Below are 16,048 nucleotides of genomic sequence, written 5' to 3'. Positions count from 1 at the left end.
TGACCTCGGTGTCGAAGTCCTCGACGAGTCGGCTGATGGAGACGTTCATGACGGACGTGTCCAGGACCATCGGGAACGGGGCCGTGCCCAGGACGATCAGAGGCCGCCAATCTCTCGTCAGAGCAATCGCAACTCGCGCGCGCGACGCACGGCGTCGTTGCGCCGGTTCACCGCGAGCTTCCGGTAGACGCTTTTGAGGTGGGTCTTGACCGTGTTCACCGACACGTACAGGTCGGCGGCGATCTCCTCCGTCGACATCATCCGGGACAGCCGGACCAGCACATCGCGCTCGCGTCCGCTGAGCGCCTCCACGACCGGCGGCGGCTGGCCGTCGGGCGGCCGCGGATCACGAGCGGGCGAGGCGGGGGTGAGCGGAGCCGGGGTCAGCGACGCGGGCGGCAGCGGCGCGGGGGTGAGCCAGCCCGCTGCCAGCCCTCGCAGGGGCGCGGTGCCCAGCAGGGGTCGGATCCAAGGTCCGGCCTCGATGAAGGGGCGGCGCAGCTGTTCGCGCCGTGCCTCGTGGAGAGCCCGGGCGACGAGCCTGCGCGAGGTGGCCTGGTCCCCGCCCGCGTCCGCGGCCTGCGCCCGCACCAGCAGGGCCCGTACAGTCACCGCGGGGCCGGTGCGGCCCTCCGGGTGCGCTCGGTCGAGCAGGTCGATCGCCGCGCTGGGCCGGCCCGCGGCGAGCTGCGCCCGTGCGGCGCCCACCACGCAGGCCGGCTGGTCGTCGGGGAGCGCCCGCAACAGCCGGGCGGCCGTCTCCGGCCGGCCCGCGGCGAGGTGGGCGGCGGAGGCGACCAGCGCCGTGTGGCCCCGGGCCCAGGGTGAGACCACGTCGGCGGTGAGGGTCGGCTCCGCCGCGTCGAGCGCGGCGCGCGTGTTGCCGCGGGCCAGCAGCAGGCGTGCGGTGGCGATGGCCCGGCCCGCCGCCAGAACCGGGTCCCGCGTCACGGGGTCCGATTTCGCGACCGTGTCGAGGAGGGCCTGCGCCCGGGCCAGTTCGTCGCGGTCGACGGCCACCGCGGCCAGGACCAGTCGCCCGATGCCGGAGCCGGACGACTGCGGCAGGCTGAACCGTCCCGTCTCGGTCATCGCCGCCCGTGCCTTGCGCTCCGCCCTGCCGAGCCAGCCGTTCAGGTAGTCGATCAGGGCCAGGCAGCCCAGGGAGTCCTCGCGCGGGAGCGCCGTCGACGCTCCGCCTGCCCCCTCGGCCACCGCGGACAACGCGGCCCGGGCCTCCCGGAAGTGTCCGGCCCACAGTCTCGCCGACCCCAGATGCGTCAACAGCAGGGCCGTGAGTTCGGGATGCTTGTCCAGCAGGTGGGCGGGGACCGCACCCTGGAGTTCCTCGGCCGCCTCGGCAGCCCGCTCCGCCCGTCCCGGCGCACCGGCCAGCCGGGCCGCCAGGGCTTGCAGCAGGGCGCAGCTCAGCCGGGCCGCCGCGAGGCCGGGCGCGTCCCCCGCCGGGCCGCGCTTCCCGCCCAGGCTCTGCTCCGCGTGGCGCAGGTGGGTCAGGCCGCGGTCGAGGTCGCACCGGGCCAGTTCGCGGGCCGCGCGGACGAGGTCCGTGGCGGGGCTCGTCGCCTCGGGCGCCATGTGCGAGAACAACTCCGCCAGGTCGTCGGAACGCAGGCCGGTGAAGAGCTGGCCGATGGCGAGGTCGTCGACGAGGACCCCGGCGGTGAAGTCCCAGTCGCCCGCGGCGGCACCGTGCCCGAGGGCCTCCGCGAGGGATCCGGAGCGCCGCAGCCACTCCGCGGACGTGCGGTGCAGTAAGGGCTCCAGGCCAGGATGACGTACTCGCAGGTGGGCGCGGAGGATCTCCCCGAACAGTGGGTGGAGGCGGTACCAGGTGTGCCCGAGGTGCTCGACGAACGCGTTCTCGCGGTGCAGACCGGCCAGAATGGGCTCGGCGTCGGTGCGCTCGGTCAGGGCGTTGGCCAGTTCGGGGCAGAAGCGCTCGAGGACGCTGACCCGGAGCAGCAGGTCCTGCGTCTCGGGGGTCTGGCGCTTGAGCACCTCGGCGAGCAGGAAGTCGGCCACCGCGGTGCGGTCGGCCTCGAACTCCTTCAGGTACGTCTCCGGGTCCGGGCTCTCCTGCGCGGCCAGGGCGCACAGCCTGAGGCCCGCGGCCCATCCCCGGGTGCGTTCCACGAGCGCCCGCGCGGCGGGCACCGTGAGGCGCAGCCCGTGCAGCCCCAGCAGAGTGACGGCCTCGTCGGGGGTGAAGGCCAGCTCCGCGTCCCTGACCTCCGTCATGTCGCCGGCCGCCCGGTACCGGTGCAGCGGCAGCAGCGGTTCGGTGCGGGTGACGAGAACCAGGCGCATGCCGGGTCCCGCGTGGTGCAGGACGAACTCCAGTTGTTCCGCGATCTCCGGGGCACTCACCCGGTCGTACTCGTCGAGCACCACGAGCACGGGCTGGTCCCGGTCCCTCAGCGCGGCGGCGAGCCGCGTCAGCAGCGCGCGGTCCACGCGGCCCGCGTCCGCGGGACAGCCGACCTCGCCGGGCAGCGGTACGCCGGATGCGCGCAGGGCCTGGAGGAGATACGCCCAGAACACGCCGGGCGCCTGGTCGGTCGTCTCGACGGTGAGCCACGTGACGGGCCGGTCCCGGCCGGCCGCCCAGTCGGCGACCAGCAGCGTCTTGCCGGCGCCCGCAGCTCCGTTGACCATGGTCAGCGGCGTCAGGAGAGCCTGGTCGAGGTGCTCGACCAGCCGCTCGCGCCGCAGGAACGTGGTGGGCCGGGCCGGTACGGCGAACCGCGTGGTCAGGAACGGATCGCCCAGGGGATCAGCGCGCGGGCCGCTCCGCACCCCCGCATCGTTCACCTCGGACACGGCCATCGAGCTCACCACCACCGCTCATCAGGTCATGGGCAGCGCTCTCAGCTCAGCATCCCAGTGTTCGGCCGGAGCCGCGCGCCGTGCCGGGCGTCGTGCCGACACGGGCGCACCACCCGCCGGGGGTGAACCCGGCCCGCCGCCCGACCCGGAGAAAAAGCGGTCCAGGACTCATGAATTGGCCTTGGCCTGCGGCTTCCCGCAGCCCCTAGCGTCAGCGCCATGCGGATTCGAATCGTCGACGCCTTCACCGACCGCCCCTTCGCCGGAAATCCGGCCGGGGTCCTGCTTCTCGACTCCTTCCCCGACGACGACTGGCTGCAGAAGGTGGCCCTGGAGGTCAATCACGCGGAGACCGCCTTCGCCCACCGGCTCCCGGAGGGCGGCGAGGCCGACTGGGCGCTGCGCTGGTTCACGCCCGCCACGGAGGTCGCGCTGTGCGGCCACGCCACGCTCGCCACGGCCCACGTCCTGCACAGCACGGGCGCCCACGAGGGCCCGGTGCGGTTCGCCACCCGCAGCGGCGTCCTCATCGCCACGCCCGCGCAGGACGGCTCGATCACCCTGGACTTCCCGACGGCCCCGCTCACCCCCGTCGACGTTCCGGACGGGGTGGCCGAAGCCCTGGGCGCCGAACCGCGCGCGGCCTTCGACACCGGCCCGAACGTCGGTGACCTGCTCCTGGAACTCGCCGACGAGAAGACGGTCCACGGCCTGAGCCCCGACCACAAGGCGCTCGCCGCCTACTCCTCGCGCGGCATCATCGCCACCGCCCGCGCCGAGGACCCCGCCCGGGGCTACGACTACGTCTCCCGGTGCTTCTTCCCGAACGTGGGGATCGACGAGGACCCGGTCACCGGCAGCGCCCACACCGCCCTAGCCCCGCACTGGTCCGAGCGCCTCGGCCGCCCCGTCCTCACCGGACTCCAGGCCTCGCCCCGCTCCGGCCGCGTCCGCACGGAACTGCGCGGCGACCGCACCCTGCTGAGCGGACGCGCGGTCACGGTCATCGAGGGCGAGCTGCTGGCGTAACCGCGGGAAGGCGTGTGCGTGCGGAGGGGCGTACGACAGGCCCGTACGCCCCTCTGTCAGCAGCTCACGCCGTCGGCAGCCAGCCCACTTTGCCCGCGAGCAGGGCGTACCCCACGAACGCCCCGATGTCGAGCAGCGAGTGCGCCACGACGAGGGGGCCGACGCGTCCCCAGCGCCGGTACAGATAGACGAAGACGACGCCCATCACCATGTTGCCGATGAAGCCGCCGATGCCCTGGTAGAGGTGGTACGAACCACGCAGTACGGAGCTGGCCACCAGTGCGGCGCCGGGCGTCCAGCCCAACTGGCCGAGCCTGCGGAGCAGATAGCCGACGACGATCACTTCCTCGACGATCGCGTTCTGCAGCGCCGAGAGGATCAGCACCGGGTACTTCCACCACACGTCGGGCAGGGCCTCCGGCACCACGGTGAGGTTGAAGCCGAGGCCGCGGGCGGCGAGGTAGAAGGCGATCCCGGTGCTGCCGATCACGGCCGCGATCCCGGCACCGCGGCCGAGGTCGAACCGGGGGCGGGTGCGGTCGAAGCCGAGGGTGCGCAGGCCGGCCCCCTCGCGAAGGAGGAAGTGGGCCACGAGGGCCACGGGCACCAGCGCCGAGGCGATCCCGAAGAGCTGCCAGGCCAGGTCGAGCCAGGGCCGGCCCGGCGCGGCAGAGGCGTTGAGGGTGGCCGCCTGATCCTTGAGGCCACCCGGTTTGGTGACCGACCCGACAAAGCTGATCAGCGCCGACACCCCGCTGGCGCCGAGCGACAGGCCCAGCACGAGCAGCGTCTCGTCACGGAACACGCGCCGCGAGGGCCGCTCCTGCGGATATGACTCGTCCGCCGCACCAGCCTCCGCCTGCACTCCAGCCTCCAGTCACCCGCCACACCGTGACGTCACAGCATGCCCGACCAGTATGGTCCGCGACTCAGCACCCCCACGCACGCGGCCGGCAGCCGGGCCTCCACACACCTCCCACCCCACACGCACAGCCCCGGCCACCCACGTGCACGTGTCTCCGCCGCCGCGGCGATCCCCCGCAACGGCGCAGCCCGGCAGTGCCGGACACCCCCCGGCCTCGCCCCCGTCTCACACGCCGCTCAGCCCAGAGGCACCGGCTCCGGCAACCCCACCGGCCATGTGTGCACCGGCTCCCCGGTCTCCGTCAGCTCGCGGTATCGGCGAGTCGTGGCGGCCAGGGCCACCTCCCGGCTCAGCCCCATCTCCAGCCCCCGGTGGAACGTCGCGGCCTGCCACTCCGCGCCGTTGAACCGCCGACGGCACCTCTCCTCAATGACCCCGAGATACAGGTCCCGGTCCACGGCCTCGACGCCCCAGGCCTCCAGGCCGGCCTCCGCGAGCGGCAACAGCTCGTCGCGTACCAGGCTCACGGCGTCGACCTGCACCGTGCCCCCGAGCCGCCCGCGCCGCGGCCACTCCAGCCGCGCGTCGATGCCGTACCGGCACGCCGCGTCGAAGTTCGCGGCGGCCGTTTCGAACGGCATCCGGGTCCACACCGGCCGGGACTCCTCGGCGAGGGCGCGGACGAGGCCGTAGTAGAACGCGGCGTTGGCGATGACGTCGGTGACGGTGGGCCCGGCGGGCAGCACCCGGTTCTCCACGCGCAGGTGCGGGACACCGTCCGCGATGCCGTAGACCGGGCGGTTCCAGCGGTACACCGTGCCGTTGTGCAGGACGAGCTCGGCGAGCTTGGGCACACCGCCGGCGTCCAGCACCTCGAGCGGGTCCTCCTCGTCGCAGATCGGCAGCAGGGCCGGGTAGTAGCGCAGGTTCTCCTCGAAGAGCTCGTACGCCGAGGACACCCACCGCTCGCCGAACCAGGTGCGCGGCCGCACGCCCTGCGCCTGGAGTTCGGGCGGGCGGGTGTCGGTGGACTGCTGGAACAGCGGCGGCCGGGACTCACGCCACAGCTCGTGGCCGAACAGGAAGGGCGCGTTGGCGCCCACGGCGACCTGAGCGGCGGCGACGGCCTGTGCGGCGTTCCACACATCGGCGAAGCGGCCGGGGGTGACCTGGAGGTGCAGTTGCACGGAGGTGCAGGCGGCCTCCGGCGCGATGGACCCGGCGGTGCAGGTCAGCCGCTCCACGCCGTCGATGTCGAGGCGGAAGTCCTCGCCGCGGGCCGCCACGATCTGCTCGTTGAGCAGCGCGTAGCGGTCGACGTCGGAGAGGTTGGCGGAGACCAGGTCGTCCCTGTCGAGGGTCGGCAGAATGCCGATCATCACGATTCCGGCGTCGACCTCGCCCGCTTTCCGATCGGCATATGCCAGTGACGTGCGGAGTTCCTCGGCGAGCCGATCGAATACCCTGCCACCCAATCGGTGTGGAGCTATGTTGACTTCCAGGTTGAACATGGCGAGTTCTGTTTGGAAATCGCGACTGGCGATGCGTTCCAGTACTTGCGCATTCAGCATTCTGGGCATGCCGTCGGCTCCGGCGAGATTCAATTCGATCTCGAGCCCCATGAGGTTCTTCGGCCGGTCGAACCGCTCCTCCGCCAGGAGTCGCTCCAGCCCCGTCAGGCATCGCCGGAGCTTGTCGCGGTAGCGCTGGCGATCGGACAGGTCGAACCCACCTGCCACGACCTTCTCCCCCATCGAAGCGTCCCTCCTCGGATGGGCAGGCCGATGGATCCGCCCGCCGGTGGTAGCCCCCGGTGGCCCGGGTCAGGTGGCTTATGCCCAACCGAAGCGATCGATAACGTCCCGGCCGGACGTGACGCCCGCTACTCTGGTGGAACGTGACCGGCGGCACATTCACCGGGCATGGTGCAGTGTGCAGATCCGGGTACCCCCGGGGCCTTGTGAAAAACGCCGACGCCAATTGGCCGACCGCTGCGGGCGCATATCCCGAGGTCACCGCCGCGCGGCGGGCCCTGAATCGGGATGATTCTCTCGAATCGCCGACTGAATGGACTCTTGCGGAGCCCTTCGGAAACGGCTAGATGAAACACAGCCCGAACATGTCTCATATAAACTCCGCGAACAAGGCAGAGAAGGTTGGCGCCCGGTCGATGGAAGCTGCCGTCATGGCGACGTACGGCAGGCCGCATCCGTACCTCTCGTTCCTCTCGTCCACAGACCCCGCCCCGGCCTCTCTGACCCCCGAGAGCTGACAGTGCCGTCCGCCCCCGCCTTGCCCCGCCCTCGCGCCACTGTGCCTGTCGAATGAGAGGCGACCCATCATGCCGCTGCATGTCACCCCGGCTCCCGCGCCCGCGCTCCGCTCCGTCCTCACCGCCCTCGGTTCCCCGACCGCGGTCCTCGAGGCCCGAACTCCCTCCCTGCGCACCGCACAGGGGCCCGTAACCCCCGAGCTCCCGCTGCCCGTGCACGTACTGGACCGGATCACCCCCGAGGGCGTCTCCTCCACCCGGCTGACCGGCTGGCGGTTCCTCATCCGCTGCGGCGACCGTGCGGTGGCCGCGGCCGAGACCATGCTGACCCCCGACGGTTGGGCCTTCTCGCACTTCTTCGAGGGCCCGTACGTCGCCTCCCACGAGCGCGCGCTGCAGCAGGCCGAGTCGCTGCAACAGCCGTACCAGCCGCGCCTGCTGTCCCTGCCGAGTCTGTACATGCTCACGCTCTGGCTGCACGGGGACTGCGACGCGGACGCCGCCGAGCACCACCCGGCCGCCACGGACCTCCTGGTCCCGCTGGCGCCGGCGCCGCCCGGCATCGCGGCCCACCGACCGCACCGGGTCGCCGAGCTGCTCCCGGTACTGACCCACCGGGTGACCCCGCCGACCCCGCTCCTCGGTTCGCCGGCCTGACACTCGCCTTCGCACCCCGCCGCCTGAACGCAAGGCGGCGGTGTGCGTCCGCATGTCCATACACCGTGGCGCTCGTACGAGCGTTTCACCGCTCCGGCGAGCCCGAAAAGCTCCCTCCCCCAGCGGACTAGCCCCATCCGGCCATCACGAACCATCCGAAGTGACCGCCCAGTTGGGATGAACCATCCACGTGAGCAACGCGTCATCAACCTGTGAAGAAGCCGTGCTGCGAAATACCTGCGGATCGACGCCCAGGGGGCAACACTGGGTTCCGACCACATACCGCAACGGGGGGCGGGCATGACCACGACAGAGCGAAAGATCCCACCCATGTGCCAGCACCAGCCACCGTGTCCTTCAGCCGACTCCGCCGACCGGGAATCCGCCCGTCTCGTGGCGCACCACCCGGAGCAGGGCTGGAGCCTGCTGTGCAACGGCGTTCTCCTGTTCGAGGACACCGGTGAGCTCCTGCCGGACGGCCAGATCATCGCCCCGCACCGCCCGCTGGGTGCGGAAAAGGTGATGACGGCAGCCTGAGCACCACCAGGCGGGGCACCGAACCTCGCCCGGGAGACACGAGGGGCCGGCCGCAGACCAGCGCTGCGAACCGGCCCCGACGCATGTCCGCGGACGGTCACGCACCGTAGTTCCGCGACTCGCCCCTCGCGATTGACTTCCCAGGGCCACCCGTTTTCCGGAAGACTCCTGGAAGTTTCGAGAAGGCGTCCGGAACAACGGAGGTGGGGGTATTGGCAGCGCGTGAGGCCGACGCCGAGGCGGCGTCAGAAGGGCGGGGCAAGGTCACGATCACGGAGATCGCCCGGCAGGCCGGGGTTTCCGTGCCCACCGTGTCCCGGGTGGTCAACGGACGGTCCGACGTCTCGCCGCAGACCCGGGCCCGGGTCGAGGACCTGCTGCGCCGGCACGGCTACCGCAAGCGCCCCCAGGCCACCCCCTCGCGCGCCGCCCTGCTCGACCTGGTTTTCAACGACCTCGACAGCCCCTGGGCGGTGGAGATCATCCGCGGGGTCGAGGAGGTCGCCCACGCGGCCGGGGTCGGCACGGTGGTGTCGGCGATCCACGGGCGCTCCGGCGACGCCCGTGAGTGGATGCGCAACCTGCGGGCCCGCGCCTCCGACGGCGTCATCCTGGTCACCTCGGCCCTGGACCCCGTACTGCACGAGCAGTTGCGCATCCTCGGCGTGCCGCTGGTGGTCGTCGACCCCACGGGCTCGCCCGACCTGGACGCCCCGACCGTCGGCGCCGCCAACTGGTCGGGGGGCCTGACCGCCACCGAGCATCTGCTGTCGCTCGGCCACCGCCGGATCGGTCTGATCGCCGGACCGCCCAGGCTGCTGTGCTCACGGGCCCGCTTCGACGGCTACCGCGCCGCCCTGGAGGCCGCCGGCATCCCCGTCGACGCATCGCTCGTCGTCCCCGGCGACTTCCACCCCGAGTCCGGCTTCACCGGCTGCAACACCCTCCTCGACCTGCCCGAGCCGCCGACGGCGGTGTTCGCGGCCAGCGACCAGATGGCGCTCGGCGCGATCGAGGCGCTGCGCCGCCGGGGGCTCAGGGTGCCCGAGGACATGAGCGTGGTGGGCTTCGACGACCTTCCGGAGGTCCGCTGGTCGGCACCGCCCCTGACCACCGTCCGGCAGCCCCTCGCCGACATGGGCAAGGTCGCCGTCCGTACGGTGCTACGGCTGGCCCGGGACGAGCAACCGGACTCGCCCCGGGTCGAGTTGGGCACGGACCTGGTGATCCGCTCCAGCACTGCCGCACCACGCCACTGAGCTAGCTCAGCGCCTCCCTTATCGCGTGGTACGCCGGCTTCGGCCGGAGCTGCTCGTCCCACGGCAGGGCCGCACCCTCCCCCTCGAAGACCGCCGGGATCCACGAGTACTTGTCGGTGTAGTCCCATACCGTGATCCCGACGCACCGGCGCACCGCGAGGCACGCCTTCGTCATGTCCCGGTACCAGTCGGCCTGCTGGGCCAGCTTCTCCTGGGGCGCGGGCAGCAGCATCCGTACGTCGACCTCGGTCAGCGCGGTGTCGAGGCGGAGGCGGGCGAAGCGGCGGAGGTTGTCCTCCAGGGTGGTCGGATAGCCGTACTGGAGGGCGAGATGGGCCTGGAGACCGATGCCGTGCAGCGGGACGCCCTGCGCCTTCAGCTTCTTGGCCAGCGCGTAGTAGGCGTCGCTCTTCGGGCCGACCGCCTCGATGTTGTAGTCGTTCAGGTAGAGCTTGGCGTGCGGGTCGGCCTGGTGGGCCCAGCGCAGGGCGTCGGCGATGTAGCCGGGGCCGAGGGTCTTGTAGAAGATCGTCTCGCGGTAGGTGCCGTCCTCGTTGAACGCCTCGTTGACGACGTCCCAGGCGTAGACCTTGCCGCGGTAGTGCCGTGCCTCGGTCTGGATGTGCTTCTTCAGTACGGCCCTCAGTTCGTCGGCCGTCCAGGTGCGCGAGGTGAGCCAGTCGGGCAGCTGGCTGTGCCAGACCAGGGTGTGGCCCCGGACCCGCTGATGGTTCTTGCGGGCGAGCTTCACGATCTCGTCGCCCTTGGAGAAGTCGAAGACGCCCTGCTGCGGCTCGGTGGCGTACCACTTCATGCCGTTGCCCGGCGTGATCATGTCGAACTGATCGCCGAGGATCTCGGTGTAGGGCTTGTCGGTGAGCTCGGGGTTGTCGGTCGCGCTGCCGAAGTAGCGCCCGTGACGCTGGGCGAGTTCGGCGAGGGTGCGTTCCCTGCCGTGCTGCTCGCCGGCCTGGGCGGCCGGTCCGGTGACGACGCCCGCGGCGACCAGGACGGTGGCGAGGGCGCCGGCGAGTCTGAGCCGGGTGCGGGAGGGGGTGGTCGTGGGCATGGAGCGACTCCTCACGATCGGGGGAGGTGGGTGAGCCGTACGTCCGTCGGCGCGCGTCATCCCTTCGTGGCGCCGGCGGTGAGGCCGCCGACGAGCTGGCGCTCGGCGACCGAGTAGAAGGCGAGGGCGGGGACCATGGCGAGGACCAGGTAGGCGAAGACACGGGCGGTGTCCGACGAGTACTGGCCCTGGAACTGCTGGACGCCGACCGGGATGGTCCACCACTCCGGTTCGCTGAACACCAGCAGCGGCAGGAGGAAGTTGTTCCAGCTGCCGACCACCGCGAGCACCGACACCGTGCCGAGCGCGGGCCGGGCCATGGGCAGCAGGATCCGCCAGAAGAAGCCGAACGGGCCGCAGCCGTCCAGTGTGGCCGCCTCCTCCAGTTCGGCCGGGATCTCCCTGAAGAAGCCACGCAGGATGACGATCGTCATCGGCAGCCCGAAGGCGGCCTGCGGCAGGATCACGCCCAGCGGGTTGTCCAGCAGGTTCATCGAGCGCAGCAACAGGAACAGCGGCAGGACCGCCACCGCGAAGGGGAACATCAGCCCCATGGTGAACAGTGTGAACAACGCCTCCCGCCCCCGGAAGGCGAACCGGGCGAAGGAGAAGGCCGCGAGCGCCGACACCGCGACGACGAGCACGGTCGTGCCCACCGCGATCAGCGTGCTGTTGCCGAGCATCCGCCAGAAGTCGCCCGATCCGAGGATGCCGGTGTAGTTCGAGGACACCCACGGGTCGGGCAGCCCGATCGGGTTGCGGGAGAGCTGGGCGGTGGACTTGAAGCCGGAGAACACCGCGTACAGCAGGGGTACGGCCATCACCGCGCCGACGGTGACGAGCACGACGTGCAGCGGCAGGCCCCTGCCCCGACGTTTCTGACGTACCGTCACTGTCCGCCTCCCCGCATGGTCGTGGTGGCCCCTTCGAGGTCGCGGCGGAGCACGAACCGCTGGTAGGCGAGGGCGAAGACGAGGCTGATGCCGAAGATGACGACGCTGATCGCGCTGGCGTAGCCGACCTGGTAGCGCTTGAAGCCGTACTGGAACATCGTGATGGCCATGGTCTCGGAGTGATGGTCGGGGCCACCCGCGGTGATCACCCACACCAGGTCGAAGAGCTGGATCGACCCGATCACGGACAGGAAGACGCTGATCCTGAGCGTGGGCGCGAGCAGCGGCAGCGTGACGTGGCGGAACCGCTGCCAGGGTCCGGCGCCGTCGACGATCGCGGCCTCGGTCAACTCGGCCGGGATGGACTGGAGTCCAGCCAGGTAGAGCATCATGTGGAAGCCGAAGTACTTCCAGGTCATGACGAGGAAGAGGGTGGCCATGACGGTGGAGGGGTCGGAGAACCACTTCCCGCCGAGCCCGTCCAGACCGATGCCGCCCAGGACGTGGTCGGCGAAACCGTCGTCCGGCGCGAAGATCATCGAGAACAGGACGCCGGTGATCACCTCGGACAGGATGTACGGAGCGAAGAACAGCATCCGGTAGAACGCCCGCCCGCGCAGCCGCTGGTTGAGCAGGACGGCCATGGCGAGCGCGAACGGCAGTTGCAGGGCGAGCGTGAGGGCCACCAGGACGAGGCAGCGCCACAGGTCGCCGAGGAAGACCGGATCGTCGAAGAGCCGCGTGAAGTTGTCCGTGCCGATGGAGTCGGAGGGCATGCCGAAGCCGCCCCACCGGAAGAAGGCGGCGTAGAGCGCGAAGAGCATCGGCAGCAGGACGAGCAGGCCGAACAGCGCGAGCGCGGGCACCTGGAAGGAGACCGCGGTGAGCCAGTGCAGCACGCGCCGCCGTCTGCGCCCCGGCCCCGGCCGGCCGGCCGGGGCCGCCGGCGCGACGTCGGGGCCGGAGCGCTTGTCCGGAAGGAAGGTTGAGGTCATCGCGGCCTACTGCTCTTCCTTCGCGACCTTGGTGATCGACTCGGTGACCTGCTCGGGCGACTTGGAGCCGGCGATCAGCGCGGCGACGCTGTCGTTGATTTCCTGGCCGACGGCGGGCGGGTAGGCCTGGTCGAGGTAGAGCTGGAAGCCGGTGGTGCTCTTCAACTGCTTCTGCACGGCCTTCAGGTTGGGGTTGGTCAGCGCGTCCTCGGCGGCCGTGACCACCGGCAGCACGCTGGTCTTCTTCACCAGTTCGCGGTCGGTGCCGGCCGACGCGAAGAACTTCAGGAAGTCGACGGCCGCCTGTGGAGCGCCCTCGCGCAGGGCGAGTCCGCCGCCTCCGCCGAACACCTCGGTGAGCGCGCCCTTGCCGCCCTCGACCGTGGGGAACGGGAAGAAGCCGAGGTCGGCGCCGAGGCCCTTGCCCTCACTGTCCTGCGTCGAGGGCGCCCACTGCCCCATCAGCTCCATCGCGGCCTTGCGGTTGGCGACGGCGGCGGCCTGCCCGGTGGGTGTGGAGTACGCGGCGCCCAGGAACCCCTTCTGGAACGGCTGGAGCGCGACGAGCTCCTTGAGGTGTTCACCGGCCTCCACGAAGCCGGCCCCGGTGAAGTCCTTGCTGTCGGCGGCCTTCTGCAGGGCGTCGAGTCCGGCGGTGCGCATCGCCAGGTAGGCCCAGTAGTACATGCCGGGCCACTTGTCCTTGCCGGCCAGGGCTATGGGCGCGACCCCGGCGGCCTTCAGCGCGCGTACGGCGTCGAGGAAGCCGGTCCAGGTGGTCGGGGGCGTGGTGATCCCGGCCTTCTTGAAGAGCGCCTTGTTGTACCAGAAGCCGACCATGCCGATGTCGTCCGGGATGCCGTAGACCTTGTCGTCGATCAGGTACGGCTCCTTGGCGACCGGCAGCAGGGTGCCCGTCCAGTCCTTGGTGCGGTCGGTGAGGTCCTCGACGAGGCCCGCTTCGGCCTGCTGTTTCAGGACGCCGCCGCCCCAGGTGTGGAAGATGTCGGGCAGCTTGCCGGAAGCGGTCAGCGCCGTCATCTTCGACTTGTACGCCTCGTTCTCCAGCGCGACGATCTTTATCTTCACGTTGGGGTTCTGCGACTCGAACTGCCGGGCCAGAGAGGCCCAGACGCTCTTGGCCGGCTCGCTGGTCATGATGTGCCACCACTCCAGGGTGGTCTTGCCCGACGATCCTCCGTCCGAGTCGCCGCCACAGCCGCTCAGTGCTGTGATGCCCAGACCAGCCGCGGCGGACGCCGCCAGGAAACCGCGGCGGGACAGTGCCGGATCGCCCATCATGCACTCCTCAGGTTGCGAAAGTTTCGGAGTTGATCCTGAAAGCTTCGTTGCTGCCGCACCCTAAGGACAGCGTCCGACGGGTGGCAACCCCTCGTACGCGGTGAATCCTTCGACGGCCCTCCGCGAACCCCCCGGGGCTGCGGACAGTCGGGGTCAGGCTGAGGTGTAGTCGAACCAGTCGAAGGTCGCGCTGCCCTCGGTGACGTACATGCCGATGACCCGGCCGGTGAAGCCCAAGGCCACCTGCGTGGACAGGTAACGGCCGTCGAGCTCCGCCAACTTCACGGCCCCGTCCGGCCCTTCGACCGTGCAGCAGATCGTGTCGGGGCCGCCGGCCCGAATGCCGGGAACCTCCTGGTCACCTGCCGTGGCCGTGGGCGGCACTACGTCCGACGTGCGGATGTCGACCGCCAGGGTGAGCGGTCCTGGCGGCACGGGCCGGCGCACGAGGCTCTCCCGCACCGGGCCGATCCGTGCGACGACCTCCACCGCTCCCCCGCCCACCTCGATGTCGTAGTGGTGCGCCTCGTCCATGCGCACGGACAGGCCCGCCCGCCCCGAACCCGGGTCCACCCGGACCGCCGCCCGGCAGTCGGGGTGCTGCTGCCGACGCCCGACGAAGGTGGCGCCGGGCCGGTCGAGGCTGCCGCCCGTCGCGGTCAGCGTCAGCCACCCGGGCCGCTCGCTCAACGACCAGGAGCCCTCCGGCCGACGGCGCGGGGAGAGCCACCGCGGTGCGAGCTCCGGGGCGTCGAAGTCGTCGCGCACCGGCTCGGGTTCAACTGGGTACCAGGCCCCGCGTGGCGCCGGGTGCCGCTCGGTCACGGGTGCGATGCGAGGCCAGCCGTCCACCCACTCCACCGGGGTGAGGAAGGTCTCCCGCCCGAGGACGTGGAACGCCGGGAAGTAGCCGCGCGGACGGGTGGCCAGCAGCATCATCCACCAGCTGCCGTCGGGCGCCTGGACCAGGTCGGCGTGGCCGGTGCACTGGATGGGCGAGTCCGTACTGCGGTGGGAGAGGACGGGGTTGTGCGGGGCCGGTTCGAAGGGCCCGCGCGGCGAGCGCGCCCGGGCGATGGAGACGCTGTGGCCGTGGGCGGTGCCGCCCTCGGCGAGCATGAGGTACCACCAGTCGCCGATCCGGTACAGGTGCGGCGCCTCCGGATGCTCCAGCCCCGTCCCGGACCACACGGGGAACGGCCCTTCGAGCACCTTCCCGGTCGCGGGGTCGATACGGGCCACCCGCACCCCGGACACGGCACACCAGCAGGAGCCGTCCTCGTCCCAGGCCAGGTCGGGGTCGATCCCGGGCAGGTCGATCCACACCGGGTCGGACCAGGGCCCCTCGGGCCGCTCGCTGGTGACGAGGAAATTGCCCCCGCCACCGACGTTGGTGGTGATGACGTGGAAACGGCCGTCGTGGTGGCGGATGGTGGGGGCGTAGATGCCGTCGGACGCGGGCAGGTCGTCCGGCAGCTCCAACTGCCCGGGCCGGTCGAGGACGTTGCCGATCTGCCGCCAGTGCACCAGGTCACGGCTGTGGAAGAGGGGGACGCCGGGAAAATACTCGAAGCTGGAGCACACCAGGTAGTAGTCCTCGCCCACCTGACACACGCTCGGGTCGGGATGGAATCCACCGATGACGGGATTCTCGTACGTCCGCATATGCCTCTGCCCCTCCGTCGGACCGGTCGAAACATTCGGTCTCACTGACGAACATTACGGAGCGGACTGTAGGAGGCGCCCCGGGGAAGAACAAGGGCGCCGCGACGGCCTCCGCGGCGCTCTCGTCCTCAGCCGGGCCCCGTCATCCGCCGTCGGTGACTTCCCTGAGCGCGGTGTTGAGTTCCAGGACGTGCACGCGGGGCTCGCCGATGAAGCCCAGGGTGCGGCTCTCGGTGCGCTCCTTGACCAGCTTCTGCACCTGCGCGACGGACAGACCGTTGCGCTCCGCGACGCGGTGGACCTGGAGTTCGGCGTAGGCCGGGGAGATGTCCGGGTCACGGCCCGAGCCGGAAGAGGTGACGGCGTCGGCGGGGACCTGGGAGGGAGCGACCTTGTGGTCGGCCGTGGAGTTGTCCTTGACCACCTTGGCCTTGGCCTCCTTGGCCCACTTGACGAGCTCCGGGTTGCCGGCGGAGCGGTTGGTGGCGCCCGGACGGAGTGAGACCCGGTGCAATGAGGCCCACCGCCGATCGCCCACCCCCATGCCGTGCGGCCTGTGACGCTGAGTGGCCGCCCCGGCCGCCGACCGCACAGTCCTTCATACGGCTCAGTCGGAGCCCCGCCAATCCCCGCACCACCGTCTTGATGCGGGGCGGAC

At 71.1% G+C, this 16,048-nt stretch carries 12 protein-coding genes and 1 pseudogene; 4 read left to right on the top strand and 9 right to left on the bottom strand.

Translation table 11 applies throughout. The features are described from left to right. Positions 1-117: 117 nt before the first annotated feature. Positions 118-2,847, bottom strand: a complete 2,730-nt coding sequence (locus tag AC067M_RS42580; RefSeq protein ID WP_478702366.1) for a helix-turn-helix transcriptional regulator — start codon at positions 2,845-2,847, stop codon at positions 118-120. 219 nt (positions 2,848-3,066) lie between these two features. Here AC067M_RS42580 and AC067M_RS42575 point away from each other — a divergent pair, with 219 nt between their 5' ends. Further along, positions 3,067-3,876, top strand: coding sequence for a PhzF family phenazine biosynthesis protein (locus AC067M_RS42575; protein WP_478702365.1), 810 nt, complete (start codon positions 3,067-3,069; stop codon positions 3,874-3,876). A gap of 64 nt (positions 3,877-3,940) precedes the next feature. Here the strand turns inward: AC067M_RS42575 and AC067M_RS42570 are convergent, their stop codons facing one another. Continuing rightward, positions 3,941-4,741, bottom strand: a complete 801-nt coding sequence (locus AC067M_RS42570; protein WP_478702364.1) for a CPBP family intramembrane glutamic endopeptidase — start codon at positions 4,739-4,741, stop codon at positions 3,941-3,943. Positions 4,742-4,977: 236 nt separating this feature from the next. After that, on the bottom strand, positions 4,978-6,495 hold the full coding sequence (locus tag AC067M_RS42565) for a glutamate-cysteine ligase family protein (RefSeq protein ID WP_478702363.1): 1,518 nt from the start codon (positions 6,493-6,495) through the stop codon (positions 4,978-4,980). A 587-nt stretch (positions 6,496-7,082) separates the two neighbouring features. On the opposite strand from AC067M_RS42565, the gene AC067M_RS42560 reads away from it, so the two are divergent. From AC067M_RS42560 to AC067M_RS42550, 3 genes are all read left to right on the top strand, one after another. Continuing rightward, a complete protein-coding gene (locus AC067M_RS42560) occupies positions 7,083-7,670 on the top strand; it encodes a hypothetical protein (protein ID WP_478702362.1) in 588 nt (195 codons plus the stop codon). A gap of 330 nt (positions 7,671-8,000) precedes the next feature. Beyond that, positions 8,001-8,207: a DUF5999 family protein gene (locus tag AC067M_RS42555; RefSeq protein ID WP_478702405.1), complete on the top strand. Its 207-nt coding sequence runs from the start codon at positions 8,001-8,003 to the stop codon at positions 8,205-8,207. 212 nt (positions 8,208-8,419) lie between these two features. Continuing rightward, positions 8,420-9,466 carry a LacI family DNA-binding transcriptional regulator gene (locus AC067M_RS42550; RefSeq protein WP_478702361.1) on the top strand — a complete coding sequence of 349 codons (1,047 nt, stop codon included), beginning with the start codon at positions 8,420-8,422 and terminating at the stop codon, positions 9,464-9,466. A gap of 1 nt (position 9,467) precedes the next feature. On the opposite strand, the gene AC067M_RS42545 is transcribed toward AC067M_RS42550, so the two are convergent. The 6 genes and pseudogenes from AC067M_RS42545 to AC067M_RS42520 all read right to left on the bottom strand — a co-directional run. Beyond that, positions 9,468-10,535, bottom strand: coding sequence for an endo-1,4-beta-xylanase (locus tag AC067M_RS42545; RefSeq protein WP_478702360.1), 1,068 nt, complete (start codon positions 10,533-10,535; stop codon positions 9,468-9,470). Positions 10,536-10,591: 56 nt separating this feature from the next. Next, on the bottom strand, positions 10,592-11,356 hold the full coding sequence (locus tag AC067M_RS42540) for a carbohydrate ABC transporter permease (protein ID WP_478702404.1): 765 nt from the start codon (positions 11,354-11,356) through the stop codon (positions 10,592-10,594). Positions 11,357-11,424: 68 nt separating this feature from the next. After that, entirely contained in the window at positions 11,425-12,423 is a 999-nt protein-coding gene (locus AC067M_RS42535) for a carbohydrate ABC transporter permease (RefSeq protein ID WP_478702359.1), read from the bottom strand. Positions 12,424-12,429: 6 nt separating this feature from the next. Further along, positions 12,430-13,722 (bottom strand): extracellular solute-binding protein, encoded by a 1,293-nt coding sequence (locus tag AC067M_RS42530; RefSeq protein ID WP_478702358.1) that lies wholly within the window; start codon positions 13,720-13,722, stop codon positions 12,430-12,432. A 156-nt stretch (positions 13,723-13,878) separates the two neighbouring features. Beyond that, positions 13,879-15,390 carry a glycoside hydrolase family 43 protein gene (locus tag AC067M_RS42525; RefSeq protein ID WP_478702357.1) on the bottom strand — a complete coding sequence of 504 codons (1,512 nt, stop codon included), beginning with the start codon at positions 15,388-15,390 and terminating at the stop codon, positions 13,879-13,881. A 142-nt stretch (positions 15,391-15,532) separates the two neighbouring features. Next, positions 15,533-15,880: pseudogene (locus AC067M_RS42520) on the bottom strand (potassium-transporting ATPase subunit C); the annotation flags it as partial. Positions 15,881-16,048: the final 168 nt, after the last annotated feature.

The sequence above is a fragment of the Streptomyces sp. NPDC043427 genome, assembly GCF_056436655.1.
Note: the sequence above shows the minus strand (reverse complement) of the source record. Positions and strands in the feature narration are given on the sequence as shown.